A 19,705-nucleotide genomic window follows, 5' to 3' on the forward strand; every position below is an offset into this window, starting at 1 on the left:
GGAGTTTCGGTGGGCAACGACGTCAGGTGAGTGCCGTGAACTTACGGTTGTGCCAGACCAGCGGCGGGCTGCCGCTGCGGCTGTCCCCACTGCCGACGCTGCGCACCGTGGCGGTGACGATGGTGTGATCGCCGCCCGGATGCATATGGGCGACCTGGCAGGTCAGCCAGGCCAGCGCGTTGCTCAGCACGGGCAGGGCGTCGGTCTGGTGGTGGCGGGTGCGGGCGAAACGGTCGCTTTGGCTGATCGCGGCGTCGGCGAACCGCTCTGCCAGGGGGGCTTGGTCGTGGCGCAGCAGGTTGAGTGCGAAGGCGCCGTTGAACCGGATTCCGGCCAGGGTGCGGCTGCGGTTGCTGAGGCAGACCAACACCATCAGTGGATGAAGAGAGAGCGAGCACACGGCACTTGTGGTCATCCCGCAGGGGCTGGTGCCGTCCGGGCAACTGGACGTCACAATGGTGACGCCGGTGGGCAGTTGGGCGAACACGTCGCGGAACGCCTCTGACGTCACGGCCTGGGCAGGGGCGTGCAGGGCCCTCGGATGGCTCACGGCTGACCACCGCCGTCGACCGGGGCGGGGGCGAGCGCGTTGTCGCCGTAGGGGAGGTGCCCGGCTGCCACCAGCCTGGTTCTGAACGGGGCCAGGCCCGGGCGGTGCTCGGTCGGGTTCCCCGGGAGAAGCCCGTCGGCGCTGGTGAGCGGGATGGCGGTAGCAGAAGACACGTCAGAGCACCTCACAGGTGGGCGGCGTTGTGCGTACGGGGGTCAGGGCTTCGGGCGGGCGCTCGCCCGGGGCGATGCGGCGCATGGTGTGACAGGGGGGACCCAGCCGTTTGGTTGCCGGGCGGATATCGGCGGACCGGCAGTGAAGGAGGATGGTCGGGCGCGAAGACGTTCGCCGCCCGCACCCGAAGCGGCGGTCGGAGTCAGAGAATGCGCAGCGGCTCGCCGGCCAGAGTCTCCACCAGCCGGGCAGCCATGCGGTGGCGCGAGGGCGGGTGAAAGGCCAGCGCACGGCAGGCGGAGTTGAGGTAGGCAATATCACCGGAGGAGATAAAGGCCATTCCCCCCAGGGCCTCCACCGTGGCAGCCGACACTCGGTTGATCGCGTCCTGGGCGGCGTAGCGGCAGATCAGCGCCTGGGTGAGGGTGTCCTGCCCGATCGGCTCGGTGGATGCGGCCAGGGCCTCGACCGCGAGGAAGGCTCCCTCGACGGCGGTGGCGGACTCGGCGCGTATCGCCGCTTCCACCTCGGCGTTGGCCAAGGTGCGTTCCACCAATGCGGAGGCCGCCCCCAGGTAGCCGGCGGTCATCAGCAACTCGAACCAGACGAAGCCGACTGTCTGCAGGTGGTCCAGTCGGCCGTCGTCGGTGACCTCGGTGCGCACCACCAGGTCGGCGGGCACCTCCACATTCTCCAGGACCACCTCGTCGCTTTCGGCTCCGGCCAGGATCGGGCTGCTCCAGAACGGGCGGACGCTCATCCCGGGCGCGTCGGCCGGGATCAGGGCGATGGCCAGCTGCGGCGTCCCGTCGGGGCCGGGCAGCGCGATCGAGGCGGTGAGGAGATTCATCGACCGGGCCAGGCTGCACGGCTTCTTCGACCCGCTCAGCCACACCTTCTCTCCCTCCACCCGGGCGGTGAGATGCGGAGCAAGGATGCCCTGACCGGTGCGGCCCTCAGCGAATCCCGAGGCAAGCAGCAGCCGGTCCTGGGCGATCGCTGCCAGCAGCATCGATTCCATGCCACTGCTGTGCGCTGCGGCTTCGACCACGGCGCCGACGGAGAAGTGGTGCATGGTGGTGGCCACGGCCAGCGAAGGGGAGCGGGCGCCCAGAGCGCGCTGCACGCGCGTTGCGGTGAGCAGGTCGGCTCCTTGTCCGCCGTGCTCTGCGGGAACCAGGAGCGCGGGCCCGCCCGCCTCGATGAACGCGGCCAGTGCCGGCCCATCGGGGCTCTCCAGGGCCGCGAGCGGATGCGCGGCCAGCTGCTGGTCCAACCCTGGCAGCACGTTCTCCAACGCGGCGCGCTCACGGTGCAAGAACCTCATACCTGGCTTCCCCTCCATACTTTTATGACTCGTCCAAACCTGCCGCACCCGGTCGGCGAGGGCCGCAGAATGCCGATGTCGCCGGGGCTGTGACCGAGGGCTTCCGGCGTCACCCCCGCTGAGGCGCCGCGTGCAGGTGCGCTCACTGCCGTGGGCACGAGACGATATCGGCGGTGTATCAGGCACCGGTGACCGTCGCGGGATCCGGCAGGATGCCATGGCGGACGAAGTACCCCACGTACGTGGAGAACACCTCCTCGTCGATGTCCGGGCTGGTAAGCCCGGCATCGATGAGGAACTCCCGGGTGGCCACGTCCGAGAACTCCGCCACCTCGACCTTCTCCCATTCAGCTATGACGCGCATCAGCGGAAACATGGAGTTGGTGACGTCCGCCGCGATGGCCTTCATCCACTTCAGGATGCTGACCTCCGCCAGCTCGTACCCGGCACTGCGCAGCAGGCGGAGGATCTCCTCAGGGCCCAGCACATCGGGACTGACCTGGTGGAAGATCCGGCCGAGCGCCCGCGGGTTCCGTGAAAGTGCGACGATCGCGGCACTGACGTAGTCGACCGGCACAATGTTCATGGGCAGCCGGAACCTGCGTGGATACAGACCGGCCTGGAGGGAACCCCTGATGAACCGCCAGACGAAGTCGTTCTCCTGGCAGGCTCCACTCCGCGAGTCGCCCCACATCTGGCCGGGACGGTGGATCGTCACGGGTACGCCCCTGCGGCCCGCCTTCAGCACGAGTTGCTCGGCGACCCACTTGCTCTTGGCGTATCCCAGTTGCAGTGCCTGCGGCGGCCCGGTCGGGTCGAGCTCCCCCCGCGGCGGCTGGTCTGCTGTCGGCTCGAACACGGCCGTGGTCGACGTATGATGCAAGGTCGCCCCGGCCGCGCAGGCCAGTCGGAGTATCTCGTGGGTCGCGTCGACCGTCGCCCTGCGAAGCCACTTGTAGATCGTGAGGAAGTTGACCTTGGCCGCGGAGTGGTAGATGGCGCCGATCCGCCCGGCCAGCTCGGTGTAGACCTCCTCAGGCATGCCGAGTCGGGGCCGGGTCACATCTCCGGTCAGCACCCTCACCGCGTCCAGGTCGAGGTCGTCGAGGAGTTCGTACCTGCGCAGGTTCTCCTCCAGCCGTTTGCGGCCCGCGTCGGCGCCTGGGGCCCGCACCAGGCAGTGCACGGTCAGGCCATGCGCCAGCAGTTGCCGCAGCACAAACGCCCCGAGAAAACCGGTCGCGCCGGTGAGGAACACGTCGGATACGGTGTGCGGATCCGGTGGTGCGAAGCCGGTGATGTCCTCGTGCAGCCTGATGTCGTCGGCGAATTCCTCGGTGACCTTTGAAAGCGTGGGCGAAGTCATCAGTTGTCTACGTTCCTTCCCGCCGGCATCGGCTCCGGCTATGCGCCGACGGCGGCGGCCTGTGCCGCTTCGGTCAGCAGGACCAGAGCCTCATCGACGTCCTCGTCGGTCGCGACGATGGGAGGCAGCAGCCGGATCGTCGTTGGCCGCGTCATACAAGGAGAGACGACCAGGCCGCGTTCGGCGAGTCCGGTGAGCATGGCGCCGGCCAGCTCGGGCGAGTGGAGGTCGATGCCCCACAGCAGTCCGCGACCGCGCGTCTCCGCTACGACGTCTCCGTGCCGCTCCTGGATCGTGGCCAGCCCTGTGGCCATCGCAGTGGCGATGCGGACGCCGTCCTCGGCGTGCTTCTCGATCGTGTCCAGCGCCGTGGGGATCACTGCGGTGCCCAGCGGGTGACCACTGAAGGTCGCGGAGTGCATCATCGGGTCGGCGAGCAGGGGCTCGAAGAGCTGATCGGTGCCGACCGCGGCCGAGACCGGGACGACACCACCGCCCAGAGCCTTGCCGAGCAGCACACAGTCCACCGGCAGCCCCGCTTCCAGCGCCACCGAACGGGCACCACACCGCCGCAGCCCGATCTGGATCTCATCGGAGATGACGAACGCGCCGTGCTCGTGAGCATCCCGGCACCACTGCGCCAGGACCTGCTCGTCCAGCGGCCGCGCCCCGTTCTCGGCCTGGAGCGGCTCGAAGACGACGGCGGCGACCTCCTGTTCGCGCACGACACGCGCGACGGCCTCGGGATCGTCCGGCGAGACATGCACGACGCCCTGCAACAGCCAATCCAGACCCTTCTTCAACCGCGGGTTGTCGGTCAGTGCGAGGGCTCCGAGGGTCTTGCCGTGGAAGGCACCGTCGACCGCGATCACGGTCGCGCGGCTGGTGGCCATCCGGGCCAGCTTGATGGACGCCTCGACGGCGTCGGCCCCGCCGCACCCGAAATAGACACGGCTGAGCGAGCCACCGAGGTATGCCGCGAGGCTCTCCGCGGCAAGCGGCGGGACCGGGCTCTGGATGGACCTGGTCGACGTGGGCATCACGTCCAGCTGGGCACGTACCGCGTCGGCTATCGCGGGGTTCCGGTGGCCGAGCAGCGCGACGGCGTAAGAGCCGAAGTCCAGTACCGACCGGCCGTCCGAAAGCGTTACACGGCTTCCTGCGGCGGACGTCTCGACGGCTCCCTGCCCCATGAATTTGCCTGCCATCGCGAGTGCGGGCGAGAAATGGCGCTTGACACGCCTGAATGTTTCTTTGGCAGCTGTCGATCGAGGGTCACTCACCATGCCTCCTCCTTCAGGAGTTCGCCATTCCTCTACAGGTACAGGCTGCTGCTGAGAATTTGCTGCTGGTAGGCCCGCAACGACTTTTCCACCGCGGGGTGGATCATTTCAGCCACCATGGGGAGCCCGATGTCGAATTCCACATTCAGGTGGAGCGCCACGCCCTCGGTGTCCTCGAGAACTTGCCAATATCCCTCGTAGTGGGCGAGATCCCCTTCGGTCTGACGAAACTCCCAGCGGAGCCGCTCGACGTCGATGATGTCCTCCTGATCCCACTCCATCTCCGAGCCCTTGAGCTCGACAACCCAGCTACTGGTGCGACGGCCGCCGCCCTCCTCGCCGGTGACGGTGACCTCGTTGACGCCGTCCAAGAAGGTCGGGAAGGTCTCACAGTCCAGAAGCACCTTCCACACCCGCTCGGTAGATCCGGCACCCCTGCGGGTCACATTCAGTACGGCCATGAATTTCTCCTTCGGGACACTTCAGAGGACGCATTCGAGACGGTTGGAAAAGACTGGAACCCCTGCCCATCGGTATGCGCATCCTAAGATGCGCGGTCACTCATCAGGGCAGCCAATGCCCATACCTGACATGCGTTTGACACGCTGACAGGCGCGGTCCGGGGCCAGGAGGAGGAAGTCCATGCGCTGCCGATACAGCGTGCCGGCCTGCTTACCGCTCTTGCGCGTGTACGGGTCGTAGTGCAAGCAGACCTGGGGGATCAGGGCGGGGCAACTCAAAGCCGCCGACTCAGCGTAGTGAGCGCGGTAGGTGCGCAGTGCCAGTTGTTCGGGCAACGAATCCAGCGACTTGTACAAGCGCCCGCAGAGGGCGTCTGCGAACAATCCCTGGCCCCGCAACGCCATCGATCGCTCGTGTTCAAGGCCCTGGGCGCCTCCCCCCAAAGGAGGCGCCCAGGGCCGGTCGCGGGTGGGCGAACCAGTCGGTCCGCCCTGCCGTCAGCACGCGTGGGTGCCCGACGAAGCAGCCCGCTTGCGGCAGGAGTTCACCAGGCACGCACCGCCGACGACGAACACCACGCCGCCTCCGGCGGTGATGCTCAGCTGACCGGCACCGTCGCCGTGGGCTCCTGCTCCATGGGTCCCGACCAGGTGCGGCGCGGCGGGCGGCCGACGAATGCGCCGAAGAGCAGCGTCGCCACGGTGGCCGCGAGCACCCCCGGCACCATCTCGTAGACGCCCGACTGCAGCGGACCGAGGAGCGGGTCGATGTGCTTCCACAGGACGACGGTGGCCGCTCCCGTCACGATGCCGGCCATCGCCCCAGCCCGCGTCATGCGCGGCCAGTAGAGCGACAGCAGGATCACCGGCCCGAAGGCCGAGCCGAAGCCCGCCCAGGCGTACGCGACGATGTCCAGTACGGCACCGCCGCTGAGCGCGATGACGTAGGCCGCCACGGCGACGGCCACCACCGTCGCCCGAGCCGCCAGCACCATCGACGCATCAGAGGCCTGCCGGTTGACGAACGCCCGGTAGAAGTCCTCGGTCAGAGCCATCGCCGAGACCAACAGCTGGCTGTCCGCGGTGGACTTGATCGCGGCGAGCACTCCGACCAGCAGGAGGCCTGCGACCCAGGGATTGACCAGCTGGGCGCAGAGCGCGATGAAGACGGTCTCCGGATTCTTCAGCGGCTGGTCGAGCGCGGCGATCCCCACCAGCCCCACGGTCGAGGCGCCCGCCAGACAGACGACCACCCAAACCACACCGATACGGCGGGCCCGGGGAATCTCGCGGGTGCTGCGGATACTCATGAAGCGCGCCAGGATGTGGGGCTGGCCGAAGTAGCCCAGTCCCCAGGCGAGCAGGGAGACCACCGCCACCGCACCGAGCGGCCCGGCGGAAGTCCACTGGCTGCCGTCGAATCCGGCCTGGCCCCCCATCTCCAACAGGGACGGAGTCTTGCGCGTCAGTACGCCGTGCAGCGCACCGAATCCGCCCAGCGTCGCGATGCCGATCGCCGGGAGTGCCGCGGCCGCGCAGAACATCATCGTCGCCTGCACCGAGTGAGTCGCACTCACCGCGCGGAAGCCGCCCAGCACGGTGTAGATCACGATCACCACGGCGAAGACGGTGAGCGCGAAGTCGAAGCCGCCACCGAAGATCTCCTCGAACAGCACACCCCCTGCCAGGAGACCGCTCGCCACGTAGACGGTGAAGAAGACGACGGTGACCGTTGCCGAGACCACGCGCAGCATTCTGCTGCGGTCCTCGAACCGCTCCTCCAGATAGGCCGAGAGGGTCTTCGCGTCACCGGCCAGCTCGGTGTATGTGCGCAATCGCGGTGCGACCAGGAGCCAGTTGAGGTAGGTGCCGATGGCGAGACCGACGGCGATCCACGAGGCGCCGATCCCGGCCGCATAGACGGCGCCGGGCAGTCCCAGGAACAGCCAGCCGGACATGTCACTGGCTCCCGCGGACAGGGCCGCCATCGGCGCACTCAGCCGACGCCCGCCCAGCGCGAAGTCGGAGAACGTCAAGGTGTCCTGATACGTCAAGATACCCACGAACACCATGGCGAGCAGGAATATCCCAAATGTGATCATGACGGGTACGATCAGGGGTGTCACCACTGCTCCCTGGCTGCTGGGGTTCCATTCGAGGACGTAGCGGACCTGTGGCCCGTGGAAGTTGCCGCGGACGATGTGCGGCTGGGGCTGGCGTCGGTGGACGAACTTGCCTGTTTCAGGTGCGAGTTGGGCTTGGGTGTAGGTCTGCTGTGCATGGGCAGGTTGCGCTGGAGATCGGCGTTGATACCAGCTCATCGAGGTTGAGCCTGGTGAGTACGACGGCAGGAAGTGCGGGTCGATCAGGTCGGCGTGCTCGGACAGCCAGTCACGGACCGCGCGGGAGCAGTGGGCGGAGTGACCGCCCACGACGAGGTACACCTTGCGGTCGCAGTGACCGATGAGCCGTTCCAGGGAGCGGCACACGATACCCGCGTCGAAGGTCTGCGTGAAGACCATGAAGTGCTTCCATCGAACCCGGACGCTGCGCGACCGCTAGGGGTGACGGGTCACCCGGGTCGTGTTACCCCGCTGAGATGAGCCTCGTTCGACTGCAGCTCGGGCCGCTCGACGAGGCCGAGGTCCGTCGGCGGCGGTGGACCGTCGAGTCCGGGGCTACCAGCCGGCGAACTCATCACCACGACCACAAAGACCCGGCCCAAGGGCAGGCCGCGCCCTGCTGGGGCGCACACGACGGTCTCCCGGAGATTGACGTGCTCCCTGGCCTAAAGTCCAGGGATTCCGGCCTGGGTTGTCTGACCCTTCCGGGGGCTTCCTGCTTCAACGCGCTGTGCCGGGACTTTCGTCCTGGTCTCACCGGCGCTCCACAAGGCGTTGAGCGTCTCCGCCCGTCCGGCGGCGACGATACGGCGTCCTTCGAAGAGGACGTTGCGGGCTGCGTTGTGGTCGCGGTCGTGCATGGTGCCGCACTCGCCGCACGTCCACTTTCGGATGTGCAGGGGCTTGGGGCCGTCCCGGAATCCGCAGGCCGAGCAGACCTGAGAGGACGGGAAGGCCCGGTCCACCGTGGCGAAGGTGCGGCCGTGCTTGACCGCCTTGTACTGGAGCATGCCGACGAACGCGGACCATCCCGCGTCGTGCACGGACTTGGCGAGGCGGGTGCGGCCGAGGCCGGACACCGCGAGGTCTTCCACATACACCGCTTGGTTGTCGCGAATGATCTGTGTGGATGCCTTGTGGTGCCAGTCCCGGCGCCGGTCGGCCACCTTGGCGTGCTGGCGCGCGACTTTGATGCGGGCCTTGGCCCGGTTCTTCGATCCCCTGGCCTTGCGGGACAGCGCCCGCTGTAGACGCTTGAGTTTCTTCTCGGCCCGGCGCAGGAAGCGGGGGCTGTCGATCTTCCGGCCGTCGGACAGGACCGCGAAGGCGGACAGGCCGAGGTCGATACCGGTGTCGGTCTCCGCCTGCGGGAGGATGTCCGGCTCGGTGTCCACGACGAAGCTGAGGAAGTACCGGCCGGAGCTGTCTTTGGTGATGGTCAGGGACGTGGGTGCGGCCGGCAGTCGGCGGGACCATGTGACGTTGAGGTTGCCGACCTTGGCCACGTACACCGTGCCGTTCTCCTGAAGGGAGAAGGCGTTGGTGTTGAGGCGGATCGACTGCCGGGTGCCTTTCTTCGACTTGTACCGGGACGGCCCGACCTTCCGGCCCTGCCGCTTGCCCTTGAGGCTGTCGAAGAAGTTCTTGCAGGCGGCGTCGAGGTCCCGAAGCGACTGTTGCAGGACGACCGCCGACACATCGGCGAGCCAGGCCCGTTCGGCGGTGCGCTTGGCCTGGGTGATGCGAAGCCGGGACAACTCCGCCGACTTCACATACGGCAGCCCCGCTGCGTGTGCTTCCTTGCGGTCGCGCAGGCAGTCGTTCCACACCACGCGGGCGCATCCGAACGCACTCGCCAGCGCACGGCGCTGGGTGGCATCCGGGTAGGCCCGGTAGTTGTAGCGGAGTTGCACATCCACGATGCTACTACGATTGGTCTCATTGGATGAGCAGAATACTATCAGCGGGGCAGCATGTTGTTTCGGCGATGCATGTGCATTTGGTCTTTGTGACGAAGTACCGGCGCGGGGTGTTTGACGACGAGATGCTGACACGCTGCGAAGAGATCATGCGCAAGGTGTGCGAGGACTTCGAGGCGGAGCTGAAGGAGTTCAACGGTGAACGCGATCACGTCCACCTCCTGATCAACTACCCGCCCAAGGTCGCCGTCTCCAAGCTGGTCAACAGCCTCAAGGGCGTCTCCGCCCGCCGGATACGACAGGAGTTCACCGGCCGGATCAACCGCGCCATCATGTACGGACACCTGTGGTCGCCCTCGTATTTCTCCGCATCGTGCGGCGGAGCACCGTTGGCGATCGTCCGCCAGTACATCGAGCAGCAAAAACGTCCGCTCTAAAGTGCACGTCAGAGCAGCCTTGAGATGCATTCATCCCCGGCGTGAACGCCGGGGCTTTCTGCAAGAGTCCCGGTAACTCCCATGCAGGGAGCCTAAGTTCGTAGCACCTCCGGACGCGCTGTCGTCCCGAGGCAGCACGGCGTCGGAAGGAGAAGCCGGCACGGTGCCGCCACGGCAGGCGGGGCGCGGCGCGTGTGGTCACCCTCCCCTGACCGACGGCGGGTGAGAGACGCCCGCCCGGTACGATCACCGTCATCCCCTGTCGACCGGTAACGGCGGAGGCCCAACCGCACCAGGCGGCTGGGGGCGGCCCGGCCTTGGAGTACCGGTTCGCGGGGCGGTCAGGTCTTGACCGGTTCCTCGGCGCAGGGTTCCTCAGTGGTTGCGGCGCTCCCGTTGGGCCGGGGCTTGCGCGGGATGGGCAGGCCGCAGAGGGCGCCGAAAAGCACCACTCCCACGCCGACCCACACCGCGGGGTGCAGTCCGTCGACGAAGGCCGGGGCGCTGCGGTCGTTGCCGCTGTTGGCGAAGACGGTGCTCAGGACGGCGATGCCGAGGGCGCCGCCGATCTCGCGGAAGGTGGCGTTGGCACCGGACGCCTTGCCCTCGTGCTCCCTGGAGACCGATGCCAGTACGACCGCCGCGGTGGGCGCGATGGCGAAGCCCATGCCCGTACCGCCGAGGATCATGGCGGTGACGAACTTGGAGTAGGGGGTGTCGTCGGTGGCCACCAGGTTGATCCAGGCGAGACCGACGGCCTGCAGGAAAAGACCGAGGGCCATCAGGCGTCCACCGCCGACCTTGTCGGTCAATATGCCGGCGATCGGGGCGATGACCATGGGCATCAGTGTCCAGGCCAAGGTCAGCACGCCCGCGTGCAGGGGGGTGCGCGCAGGGGCGATCTGAAGGTATTGCGCGAGCAGAAAGATGGAGCCAAAGACCCCGAAGTACATGGTCGCCGAGACGACGTTGCTCAGCACGAAGGCGCGGGACCGGTAGAAGCCGAGCGGCAGAAGGGGGCTGGGGGCTCGGCGCTCCCACAGGATGAACAGCACGAGCAGCATCGCGCCCGCGGCGAACATGCCCAGGATGCGGCCCGAAGCCCAACCGTCCTGCTCGCCGTTGACGATCGCCCAGACGATCCCGAAGAGTGCGCCGGTGGCGAGCACCATGCCCGGCAGGTCGACCCGGGTGTCGGGCACCGAGCTCTCTTTGAGTGCCCATAGCGCCAGCGGTACGGCCACCACGCCGACGGGCACGTTGACCCAGAAGATCCATTGCCAGTCCAGGCCGTCGACCACGGCACCGCCCACCACCGGCCCGCCCGCCACGGCCAGACCGCTGATGCCGGACCAGAGGCCGAGCGCCAGGCCGCGCTTGCGCTCGGGGACGGCCGCCGCGAGCAGCGTCAGGGACAACGGCATGACGGCCGCGGCCCCGAAGCCCTGAAGGGTGCGCCCGGCGATGAGCTGGCCGGTGGTTTCGGCGAGGCCGCAGGCGACGGACGAGGCGGTGAAGACGATGATGCCGAGGACGAAGACCTTGCGCCGTCCGAAGCGGTCGCCGAGCCCGGCGGCGGTCAGCAGGAGGCAGGCGAAGGTCAGGACGTAGGCGTTGACGAACCACTGGAGGTCGGAGGTGGACGCCTTCAACTCGACGGCCAGGGTCCGCAGCGCCGTGGAGACGACCAGGTTGTCCAGCGCCACCATGAACATCGGGACGCTGCACGCGACGATGGTCAGCCACGCAGGGACGGTGCGCCCCCCGGGAGCCTGGGCAGGTGCCTCACCTGCGGATTTCAGCATGGTCATGCGCAATCAATCCTCAGCTTGGTCTCGTCCGGGCGAGGTAGGGAGAAGCAGGTACGGGGAGGGCAGAGAGGGCTCCCGGCCCGGGAGCGGGGGTCCCCCGGACCGGGAGGCTTGGGTGGTCAGTTCTGGGAACCCGCCGCGGCCCCGTCCGCGCCGCACTCGGCGTCCACGGCGCGCTTGGCGCGCAGTCGGAGCCTGGCGTCGTCCCACGTGACGGGGAGGTCCTCGACGGGCACCTGCCAGAAGTCGAAGGTCGACCTCCGCATGGTGGAGCGCAGGCCGGTCATGATGGTGCGGTGCGGTTCGGCACTGGCGTAGGTGTAGAGCGCCTCCTGGCTCTCCCAAGCGGAGAGCGTGAAGAAGGTGCGCTTCAGCGGCTGCGCGATGAGTGAGGCACCGAGCGCGCCGGGTGCCTTCTTCACCTGTCTCCAGGCGCTGAGGGACTTCAGGAAGAAGCGCGGCACGTCACGCATCGAGCGCACCTCGAATCGGGATGCCATGACCAGCGCCCGCGTCCCGGGAGTGGCCGGATTCGGAGTAGTCCAGGGAAGTGTCGGCACCGTGCCGCCCTTCTATGCGGATAGTGGAGAGTACCGCTCTCCACAGTAGACTATAGAGCTATCCACTATCCACAAGGGAGCGGAACCAGCATGCGCATGTCCGAACTCAGCCGCAGGAGCGGAGTACCGGTCGCGACGATCAAGTACTACCTGCGGGAAGGCCTGCTCCCCCAGGGGCAAGCCACCGCCGTCAACCAAGCCGATTACAGCGAGCTCCACCTGCGCCGCCTCCGCCTCGTCCGCGCCCTGGTCGGCGTGCGCGGGCTCTCGGTGAGCGAGACCAAGGAGGTCCTCGCAGGTGTCTCCGAGCACGCCTCCGACATGCACGAGGTGCTCGGACTGGTCCTGGGCGCACGGCCGGTCGACAAGGCGGCCGCCGAGCCGACCAAGGAGTCGTTCGACGAAGTGGACGAGCTGCTGAGGGCGGTCGAATGGGAGATCTCCGACTACGCTCCCGCCAAGCAGGTCATCGCCGAGAGCCTGACGACCCTGCGCTCCCTGGGGGTGGACATCGGCTGGCGGACCCTGCTGCCCTATGCGGAACTGGCCCGGCGCTGCGCCGTGCTCGATCTCGACCAGCTGCGGGACACGGACGACCCGCTGGAGCGAGCCGAACGCGCGGTGGTCCTCACCGTGCTCCTCGAACCCGTGCTCCTGGCACTGCGACGGCTCGCGCAGGAGGACGAGTCGGCCAGGCGCCACAGGGCCTGACCGCGTCCCCGAAGAGACGGGGAGGGGCGCCCGGACCTCCAAGCGCCCTTCCTCACCTCGTCACAGCTTGAAGATCGACACGTAGCGCACGGGCGTCTCGGAGACGAAGGCATCGTGCACGGAGCCCGCGGCCGCCGCGAACGCGCCGCCCGTGGTGATGGTCCGACCCTGGTTGCTCACCCGCCCCTCGATGAGGTACAGGAACTCCGCGTGCTGGTGTACGTGAGGGTCGGTCCGGTAGCCGGCCTCGGCCTCGACCAGCGCGACGTGGTAGCCGTCGGCCTGGGCCACGATCCGGGCGCGCGCCTTGCCACAGGAGCCCCACGGAATCCACTCGCCGTGGTCCGCCGCCGCGATGTCCCAACCGGCCAGCGAGGGTTCGCCCGCCCTCCCCCCGCCGATTTCGCGCAGCAGCTGTGCCGCCGCCTCGGCGCCGGAGGAGAAGGCCGCCTCATGGGAACCGATCTGGTCCCGGCCCAGCCGCTTGGAGTGGAAGTACGAGCCGCACAGTTTCACTCGCGGGCCCTCATTGACGTCGTAGATGTCCTTCTGCAGCTCGCGCACGGGGACGTCGATGACCGGGTGGCTGTAGGGGAACTCGGCGATCACCTTTGCCGGGTCCACATCGCCGGGGTAGTCGAGCGTGACGAAGTAGTCCTTCTCGGCGGTGAAGCCCTGCAGCTTGTTCATGTAGTACGCGACATAGGTGCGCTGCTCGCCGTCCACGGCGACCTTGCCGTAGTTCCACGCCTCCCAGCGCGAGCGGTCCGCCGGCATCACCGAGGCGTCGGTGTGCAGAACGACGTGTGAACCGTTGTACCGGACCGGCGCCAGGACGGTCCGCTGCCGCTCCGTGGGGTTCTCCAGCAGGGCCAGCGCCTGGTCCGCGTGGGTGGCCACCACCACGAAGTCGAACCGCTCGCTGCCCGACGCGGTGCGCACAGTGACCCCTTCGGAATCCTGGTGAACGCCGGTGACCGGCTCGGACGTGCGCACCTCAGCCCCGATGGCGGCGATCGCCTTGCGAACGTAGGAGATCGAACCGCCGCCGACGGTGCGCCAGTCGACGCGGCGGCCACCGAGCCCGCCCTCGTCGTGGCCCATGTAGAAGGCGATCACGGTGGAGGCCGGCATCTCCCAGACCAGCTCGGCGGGCACCGACCACACGGCCGCGCAGAGCAGAATCACGTACGAGTTGCGGAACTCCTGGCTGTAGCCACGCCGGTCGAGGTATGCGCCGAGCGGCACGTCGGTCTTCTGGTGCAGGAAGTCCTTGCGGCTCTCGGTGTGGAAGCGACGGGCCTCGCGCCAGATGCCGACGAACTCCTCCGGGTAGCGGCCGACGACCTCGTCCTCCTCCAGGACCAGCTCCCGGGTGCCGTACTCGACCCCGGACTCAAGGTCGAAGAAGTTGAAGCCCCCGGGGTGTTCGACGGCCTCGACGTCCAGCTCCCGGAAGAACGCGGTCAGATTGGGGTACGCGGGCTCGTTGAAGACCACGAACGCCGTGTCGATGCCGAGGGTGCGGCCGTTGTCCTCGACCTCGACGGTGTGGGCGTGGCCGCCGAGGTGGCCCTCGCGCTCGTACAGGGTGATGTGCGCGTGCTCGCGCAGGTGGTACGCGGCGGAGACGCCGGCCACTCCGGCTCCGACGACGGCCACGCGCGGCTTGTGCTCAACAGGCATGGGATGTCCTTTACTCCAGGGTTCGAAGGTCGAAATGACGGATGTCAGGGTGTTCGCCACGTCCGCGGCCACCATCCACCGGGCCGAGGGCGGGCACGGGGCTCAATGCGTCCTCCTGCCTCAGTGGCGGGCGGCGGACACGTCGGCCGTGGGCTCGGCCAGCGGGAAGGCCCAGTGCGAGAAGAGCCGGTGCTCCCGATACAGCCGGCGCAGGACCCGCATCACCTCGTCGACCACGGCATGGTCGGTGACCGCCTCGTACGGCCGGACCTTGCGGCGCAGCCGCTCCAGTTGGAGCAGGAGGACGGCACCGCTGGGCAGCGGGGCGTCGAGCGCGGTGTGCGAGTGCACGTACGTGAGGACGCACGCGGCCACGGCATGCAGCAGGCTGTACTCCTTCGCCAGGTCGAAGAGTTCGGCGGAGTGCCCGAACTCCCGGCCCAGTTCGGCACGGAGGGCGTCGCAGCGCTCGCGCAGCAGCGTCGTGTGCGCCAGCAGTTCGTCGGCCGTGTCGGCGGCGCGCAGCAGCCAGCCGCGCTCCTGCTGTTCCGCCTCACCCGCCAGCTCGCGCAGGCGCCGTACCGCGTGGGGCGCGGCGAGCAGCGTGTCGTCCCTACCGCCCCGGCTGGACAGCTCCTGCTTCCACGGCTCGTACGGCGGCAGCTCCCGCGCCATGCCGTACAGGACCGCGGCCCGGTCGGCGGCGGCCAGCCGCGCCTCCTCGTCCGCAGTGGTGGCGCAGGTCAGCAGCTGCGGCAGCTGGTGGCCGAGGTTCCGCAGGTTGACCACGGTGTTGCCGTCGGCGAAGTTCGCCACCACCAAGTCGCGCAGAAGCTTCTGAAACATGCCGTAGTGCGGGTGGCCGCGTAGGAAGAAGCGGGCGCCGAGCACCACGCTCAGCTGCGACATGGTGGCTTCGAGCAGCGTCGGCACGAAGTACTTGGTGACCGACGACGAGACGCTGACCTGCTCAGGCGCCGCCTGCAGGCCGCGTACGGCGCCCAGGCTGACCGCGTCGGTGACCATCAGGTCGGCAAAGACCTCCGTCAGCTGCCGCCTGCTGTACGGGATGTCGCTGACCGGCTTGCCGAGGATGACACGCTCCTCGGTGAAGTCGAGGGTGAGCCTGAGGCCGGTGTCGACGGCGGACATCGCGATGCTGCTGATCTGCGCGCGGGCCGTCTGCGTCGCCTTCAGGGCGATCTCCAGGCCCTGGCCCTCGGAGCCGATGAGCGCGGAGTCCGGCAGGAAGACGTCATCAACGCGGATGCCGCTGATGTCCATCGCACGCAGCCCGTGCAGCCTCTCGCGGGGCAGCTCCTCGACCGCGCCGGCCGGGGTCTTGCGCTTCTCCATCAGGAAGATGGAGAAAGCGGCGGCGCCCGGGCGCTCGCCGGTACGGGCGAAGACAACCACCGCGTCGGACCACGTGGCGTTGCCGATGAGCCACTTCTCACCGGTGAGACGGTAGCCTCCCTCGACCTTGCGGGCGGTCATGGCGTTGGCGAGCAGATCGCTGCCGTACGCGCGCTCGGACAGGCCCCAGGCCAGGCGGGTGCCGCGCTTGACGGCGTCGACGACGGCCCACTTCTGCTCGTCGCTCCCGGCGATCCAGACCGCCATGAAGGCCAGGTTCGTGACGATGAGGGCGGTCGCTGTGGTGGGGTCGCGGCGGGCGATGAGCCGCACCAGGCTGAACCCGGCCTCCACATCGCCCGCCTTGCCGCCCTGCTCGCCTGGGAGCGAGTACTCGGGCACGCCCCAGTCGCGCAGCATGTTCACGAACATGTACGGGTACTCCTCACGCTCGTCCAGGTCCAGGACACGCGTGAACGGCATACGGCTCGCCGGGGCGTGCGGGTCGCCGAGGTGCGCTTCGAGCCGGGCCGCCAGGGCGGCCATATCGGCCTTGGGCATGAACTTCTCCTAGGCGGTGGTTTCGGCGAGCCGTACGGGCTGCGCGGTGCACAGCAGGTGGCGGTCGCACAGCGCGGCGACCACGTCGAACGCGGGGGCCAGGGCGGCAGCGTGGCGGCGCGGGTCGACGCCCCCAGCGCGGGCGAGCAGGTAGCCGACGGACGCGCCGAGCCACTCTGCCGAGCCGGGCTCCGCCCCGTACATGGCCCGGTTGCGGTTGGCCGCCCACAGGTGGACACAGGCGGCCGCGCTGTGCAGCCAGGCGTACCGCTCGGCGAGGTCCACCAGAGCGTTGGGGTCGGCGCCGGGGCGGCGCGCGGCGTCGGCCTCGTCCGGCAGCGCGGCCACCGCGTCGGTCAACCGGCCGATGAGACCGGCCACTTCGGCCGGGCCCGGCACCTTGGCAGCTGCTTCCGCGAGCCCGCTCAGGAGCGGGTCGGCACCGCGCGTGACCAGGTCGAGGTGGCCGGGCCGGTAGGGCGGCAGCGGGGCGTCGAGCCGGAGCACGCCGGGCAGGGCGTCCGGGTCCGCCGTGGCCCGGGCCCGCAGCAGGGTCGGCAGCTGCCCCGCGTACGACCGCAGGTTGGCGAGCGGGCTCGCGTCGATCACGCGCACCACCGCCGTGTCCCGCTGGAGCTTCTGGAAGACGCCCGCGCCGGGCGCGCCGTCACGCAGCACGGAGCGGGTCGCGAGGACGCCGCCGCAGCGCCGCACCAGATCGCCGGACGCCTCCGCCACGACGTGCTTGGCGACCGGGCCCCATACGCTGAACGCTTCGGGGAAGCCGTGGACGCCCCGGGCAGCGGCGAGCGCCACCGCGTCGGCGGCGAGCAGCGCGGCCGAGGCGGTCGCCAGCTCGCGGCGGGCGTAGGGGACTTCGGCGAGTGCCGCGCGGCCGACGCGGCGGTCGGCGGCGAACTCCGCGGTGAGCCGCAGCGCGCTGTCCGCGATACCGAGCGAGCCCGCCATGCTCATCAGACGGACCGCCTGCTGGGCCTTGACCGCGATCTCCAGGCCCTCGCCCGCCTTGCCGACGAGCGCGCTCTCCGGCACCGGCAGCGCGTCGAAGCGGATCCGTGCCAGGTCAATGCCGCGCATACCGCCGGTACGCGGCGCGGGCAACCGCACCAGGCGGCCGTCGGACATCTGTGACCCGTCCAGGAGCAGCGCGGAGAACGCGCCGGAGCCTCGCGGCCCGGTGCGGGCGACGACGTACAGGGCCTCGGCGCGCAGGCCGTTGCCGACCAGCCACTTCTCGCCGCGCAGCACGCCGTCGGCCAGTTCCACCTCATTGGCGAGGAGTTCGCTGCCGTGATCGGCCTCGGTGAGCGCGAAGGCGACCGCGCCGCCGCGCCGCAGGATCGCGGCGACCCGCTCGCGCTGCTCCTCGCGCCCGTGCAGTTGCAGGCACGTCGCGGCGATGATGCTGAACATCGTGCCGGGCATGACGTTGACATCGCGGCGCGCCGCCGCCCGTACCAGGGTCAGACTGCGGTCGAAGGACTCGAAGCCGCCGCCCCACTCCTTGGGCAGGTAGTTGAGGTGGAAGCCCGCATCGACGAGGGCTCGGCAGAGAGCGGTGGGGAACGCGTCACGCTCGTCACGGTCGACGGCGGCCGCGAAGCCGTACGGGTTGGTGGGGTCGTCCGGGTCGCCGAGCAGTTCCTCCAGGGCCTCGGGCGTGAGGGCGCCGTCGGGTGTGCTTTCGCTCCGCACTGCCTCGGGTGCCGGCTCGCTCATCGGGGTTCCGCCGAACGGCCGGTCACGGACGTGTCGAGTGGCACCGGCAGGTAGTGCGCGGCGGCCGCGGGGATGTGGGCCCCCGCTGTGCGCAGCCGGGCCAGGCGGGTGTGGAAGGCGGCGCCGCGCATCAGGTGGTGGGCGACGTCGGCGACCCGGCGGTTACTCGGGTTCTTCAAGTAACTGCCGGTGACCCAGTCGTTGAAGCTCCCCATCGCGGGGCCGCACCAGATCTGGTAGTCCATCACGCGGTCGGGCTCGCCGATGACCGCCCAGCGCGAGGCCATGCCCAGGTACCAGCGGAAGACCAGGGCCATCCTGCGCCTGGGGCTGCCCTCGGCGCGCCGCAGCTGCTCGGGGTCACGGCGCTCGAAGTAGGCGACGCAGTCCTGCCACACGTCGTCGAGGGGGCGGTGGAAGATCTGCCTCTCCAGCTTCTCGCGCTCTCCGGCGGGCAGCGCCTCCAGACCGTCGTACGCCGTATACAGCTCGTAGAGGCGGCGCGCCCGCATCGGGAACAATGTTCCCTTCTTGAGGACCTGCAGCTGCACGCCCATCTCGAACATGTCGGCGGCCGGGGCCATGTCGCAGTCGGCGATGTCCGCCTCGGCGAGCAGCGCACGGGCCTCCGGGGACGCGCCGGACTCCAGGCACGCCTGGTTGACCGAGCCCGTCACCACGTACGCGGCGCCCATCGCGAGGGCGGCGGCGACCGCGACCGGGGTGCCCAGACCGCCCGCGGCGCCGACCCGGATCGGTTCCGGGTAGCGGTACTCGCGCTGCACGGTGTCACGAAGGCGCAGGATCGGCGGCAGCAACGCGGGCAGCGGGCGGCGGTCGGTGTGGCCGCCGGAGTCGGCCTCGACGGTGATGTCTACGGCGAGCGGCACCAGGTGAGCCAGCTCGGCCTGTTCAGCGGTGATCAGTCCCTGCTCGCACAGCCGGGCGACGATCGCGGCCGGGGCGGGCCGCATGAACCGCTCGGCGGTCTCCGGCCGGGAGACCTTGGCGATCAGGCGGTTCTCGGCGATGACCTGGCCGTCAGGGCCGCGGCGCAGGCCCGCGAGACGGTAGCGCACCACATGCGGCGTCAGGTTCATATAGGCGGACGCCTCGACGCAGCGCACCCCGCGGCCCAGGAACAGCTCCACGGCTTGCCTCTCCAGGCGCTCCTCGCTGGGGCTGTGGATGAGGTTGACGGCGTACGGCAGGCCGGGGATCTCGGCCGCGAAGCGCACCAGGGCTTTCTCGATGGTGGACGGCAGCAGGCCCGCCGCGCCGAACGAGCCGAGGAAGCCCGCGCGGGCCAGGGCGATCACCATGTCCGCGGAGGCGATGCCACCCGCCATCGCCCCTGCCATGTACGGCAGGCTGACTCCGTGCGCGGTGCGGAATGCGGCCGAGCCGAGGCGGCGCGGCGGCAGCGCCTCGACAGCGGCGAGCAGCGGCAGTCCGTCGTGGGCGGTGCCACCCGCCGTGACGACGCCGCCGGAGACGGCGCCGACACCCTGTGGCGTGACCGTCAGGTGGCAGGGTTTGTCGAGGTCGGAGAGCGCGGCGTAGATGCCCGCCGGATCGGTGCTCGGGTATTGCTCCCCGTGCCAGTGATAGGGGGTCTCGTGGGGTTGCATGAAGTGCGT

Annotated in this window: 17 protein-coding genes; 2 read left to right on the plus strand and 15 right to left on the minus strand. The window is 69.2% G+C overall.

Features of this window, described 5'->3' with window-relative positions; genetic code table 11:
* Positions 1 to 22: 22 nt before the first annotated feature.
* The 9 genes from JK363_RS36865 to JK363_RS36910 form a co-directional block, all read right to left on the minus strand.
* On the minus strand, positions 23 to 550 hold the full coding sequence (locus JK363_RS36865) for a flavin reductase family protein (RefSeq protein WP_201882264.1): 528 nt from the start codon (positions 548 to 550) through the stop codon (positions 23 to 25).
* Positions 547 to 723: a hypothetical protein gene (locus JK363_RS36870; protein ID WP_201882266.1), complete on the minus strand. Its 177-nt coding sequence runs from the start codon at positions 721 to 723 to the stop codon at positions 547 to 549. Before JK363_RS36870 ends, JK363_RS36865 begins: the two co-directional genes overlap by 4 nt.
* Before the next feature lie 203 nt (positions 724 to 926).
* Entirely contained in the window at positions 927 to 2,051 is a 1,125-nt protein-coding gene (locus JK363_RS36875) for an acyl-CoA dehydrogenase family protein (RefSeq protein WP_201882268.1), read from the minus strand.
* A 178-nt stretch (positions 2,052 to 2,229) separates the two neighbouring features.
* A complete protein-coding gene (locus JK363_RS36880; protein WP_201882272.1) occupies positions 2,230 to 3,417 on the minus strand; it encodes an SDR family oxidoreductase in 1,188 nt (395 codons plus the stop codon).
* A gap of 38 nt (positions 3,418 to 3,455) precedes the next feature.
* Positions 3,456 to 4,625: an aspartate aminotransferase family protein gene (locus tag JK363_RS36885; protein WP_236076427.1), complete on the minus strand. Its 1,170-nt coding sequence runs from the start codon at positions 4,623 to 4,625 to the stop codon at positions 3,456 to 3,458.
* A gap of 107 nt (positions 4,626 to 4,732) precedes the next feature.
* Entirely contained in the window at positions 4,733 to 5,161 is a 429-nt protein-coding gene (locus JK363_RS36890; protein WP_201882276.1) for a type II toxin-antitoxin system RatA family toxin, read from the minus strand.
* 96 nt (positions 5,162 to 5,257) lie between these two features.
* Positions 5,258 to 5,566, minus strand: coding sequence for a hypothetical protein (locus JK363_RS36895; RefSeq protein WP_201882277.1), 309 nt, complete (start codon positions 5,564 to 5,566; stop codon positions 5,258 to 5,260).
* 194 nt (positions 5,567 to 5,760) lie between these two features.
* Positions 5,761 to 7,683 carry a sodium/proline symporter PutP gene (gene putP / locus JK363_RS36900; protein WP_236076428.1) on the minus strand — a complete coding sequence of 641 codons (1,923 nt, stop codon included), beginning with the start codon at positions 7,681 to 7,683 and terminating at the stop codon, positions 5,761 to 5,763.
* Positions 7,684 to 7,949: 266 nt separating this feature from the next.
* The gene (locus tag JK363_RS36910) at positions 7,950 to 9,203 is read right to left on the minus strand and encodes an RNA-guided endonuclease InsQ/TnpB family protein (protein ID WP_372444927.1); all 1,254 of its coding nucleotides are present in this window, start codon (positions 9,201 to 9,203) and stop codon (positions 7,950 to 7,952) included.
* A 26-nt stretch (positions 9,204 to 9,229) separates the two neighbouring features.
* On the opposite strand from JK363_RS36910, the gene tnpA reads away from it, so the two are divergent.
* Positions 9,230 to 9,640: an IS200/IS605 family transposase gene (tnpA, locus tag JK363_RS36915; protein WP_201882279.1), complete on the plus strand. Its 411-nt coding sequence runs from the start codon at positions 9,230 to 9,232 to the stop codon at positions 9,638 to 9,640.
* A gap of 341 nt (positions 9,641 to 9,981) precedes the next feature.
* Here the strand turns inward: tnpA and JK363_RS36920 are convergent, their stop codons facing one another.
* Together JK363_RS36920 and JK363_RS36925 are read right to left on the minus strand one after the other, a co-directional pair.
* Positions 9,982 to 11,451, minus strand: a complete 1,470-nt coding sequence (locus JK363_RS36920; RefSeq protein WP_372444928.1) for an MFS transporter — start codon at positions 11,449 to 11,451, stop codon at positions 9,982 to 9,984.
* A gap of 119 nt (positions 11,452 to 11,570) precedes the next feature.
* The gene (locus JK363_RS36925) at positions 11,571 to 12,011 is read right to left on the minus strand and encodes a DUF3291 domain-containing protein (RefSeq protein ID WP_201882281.1); all 441 of its coding nucleotides are present in this window, start codon (positions 12,009 to 12,011) and stop codon (positions 11,571 to 11,573) included.
* A gap of 90 nt (positions 12,012 to 12,101) precedes the next feature.
* Between JK363_RS36925 and JK363_RS36930 the strand changes: the two genes are divergently transcribed.
* Positions 12,102 to 12,722: a MerR family transcriptional regulator gene (locus JK363_RS36930; protein ID WP_201882283.1), complete on the plus strand. Its 621-nt coding sequence runs from the start codon at positions 12,102 to 12,104 to the stop codon at positions 12,720 to 12,722.
* A gap of 60 nt (positions 12,723 to 12,782) precedes the next feature.
* Here JK363_RS36930 and JK363_RS36940 read toward each other — a convergent pair whose 3' ends face one another.
* The 4 genes from JK363_RS36940 to JK363_RS36955 all read right to left on the minus strand — a co-directional run bounded on the left by JK363_RS36940 (position 12,783) and on the right by JK363_RS36955 (position 19,696).
* Entirely contained in the window at positions 12,783 to 14,408 is a 1,626-nt protein-coding gene (locus tag JK363_RS36940) for an FAD-dependent oxidoreductase (RefSeq protein WP_236076429.1), read from the minus strand.
* A 120-nt stretch (positions 14,409 to 14,528) separates the two neighbouring features.
* Entirely contained in the window at positions 14,529 to 16,325 is a 1,797-nt protein-coding gene (locus JK363_RS36945; RefSeq protein ID WP_201882285.1) for an acyl-CoA dehydrogenase family protein, read from the minus strand.
* A 9-nt stretch (positions 16,326 to 16,334) separates the two neighbouring features.
* On the minus strand, positions 16,335 to 18,065 hold the full coding sequence (locus JK363_RS36950; protein ID WP_201882287.1) for an acyl-CoA dehydrogenase family protein: 1,731 nt from the start codon (positions 18,063 to 18,065) through the stop codon (positions 16,335 to 16,337).
* Entirely contained in the window at positions 18,062 to 19,696 is a 1,635-nt protein-coding gene (locus tag JK363_RS36955; protein WP_201882289.1) for a PfaD family polyunsaturated fatty acid/polyketide biosynthesis protein, read from the minus strand. The genes JK363_RS36950 and JK363_RS36955 overlap by 4 nt, the downstream gene beginning before the upstream one ends.
* Positions 19,697 to 19,705 lie beyond the last annotated feature (9 nt).

Source organism: Streptomyces coffeae (assembly GCF_016741875.1).
Lineage (GTDB): Bacteria > Actinomycetota > Actinomycetes > Streptomycetales > Streptomycetaceae > Streptomyces > Streptomyces coffeae.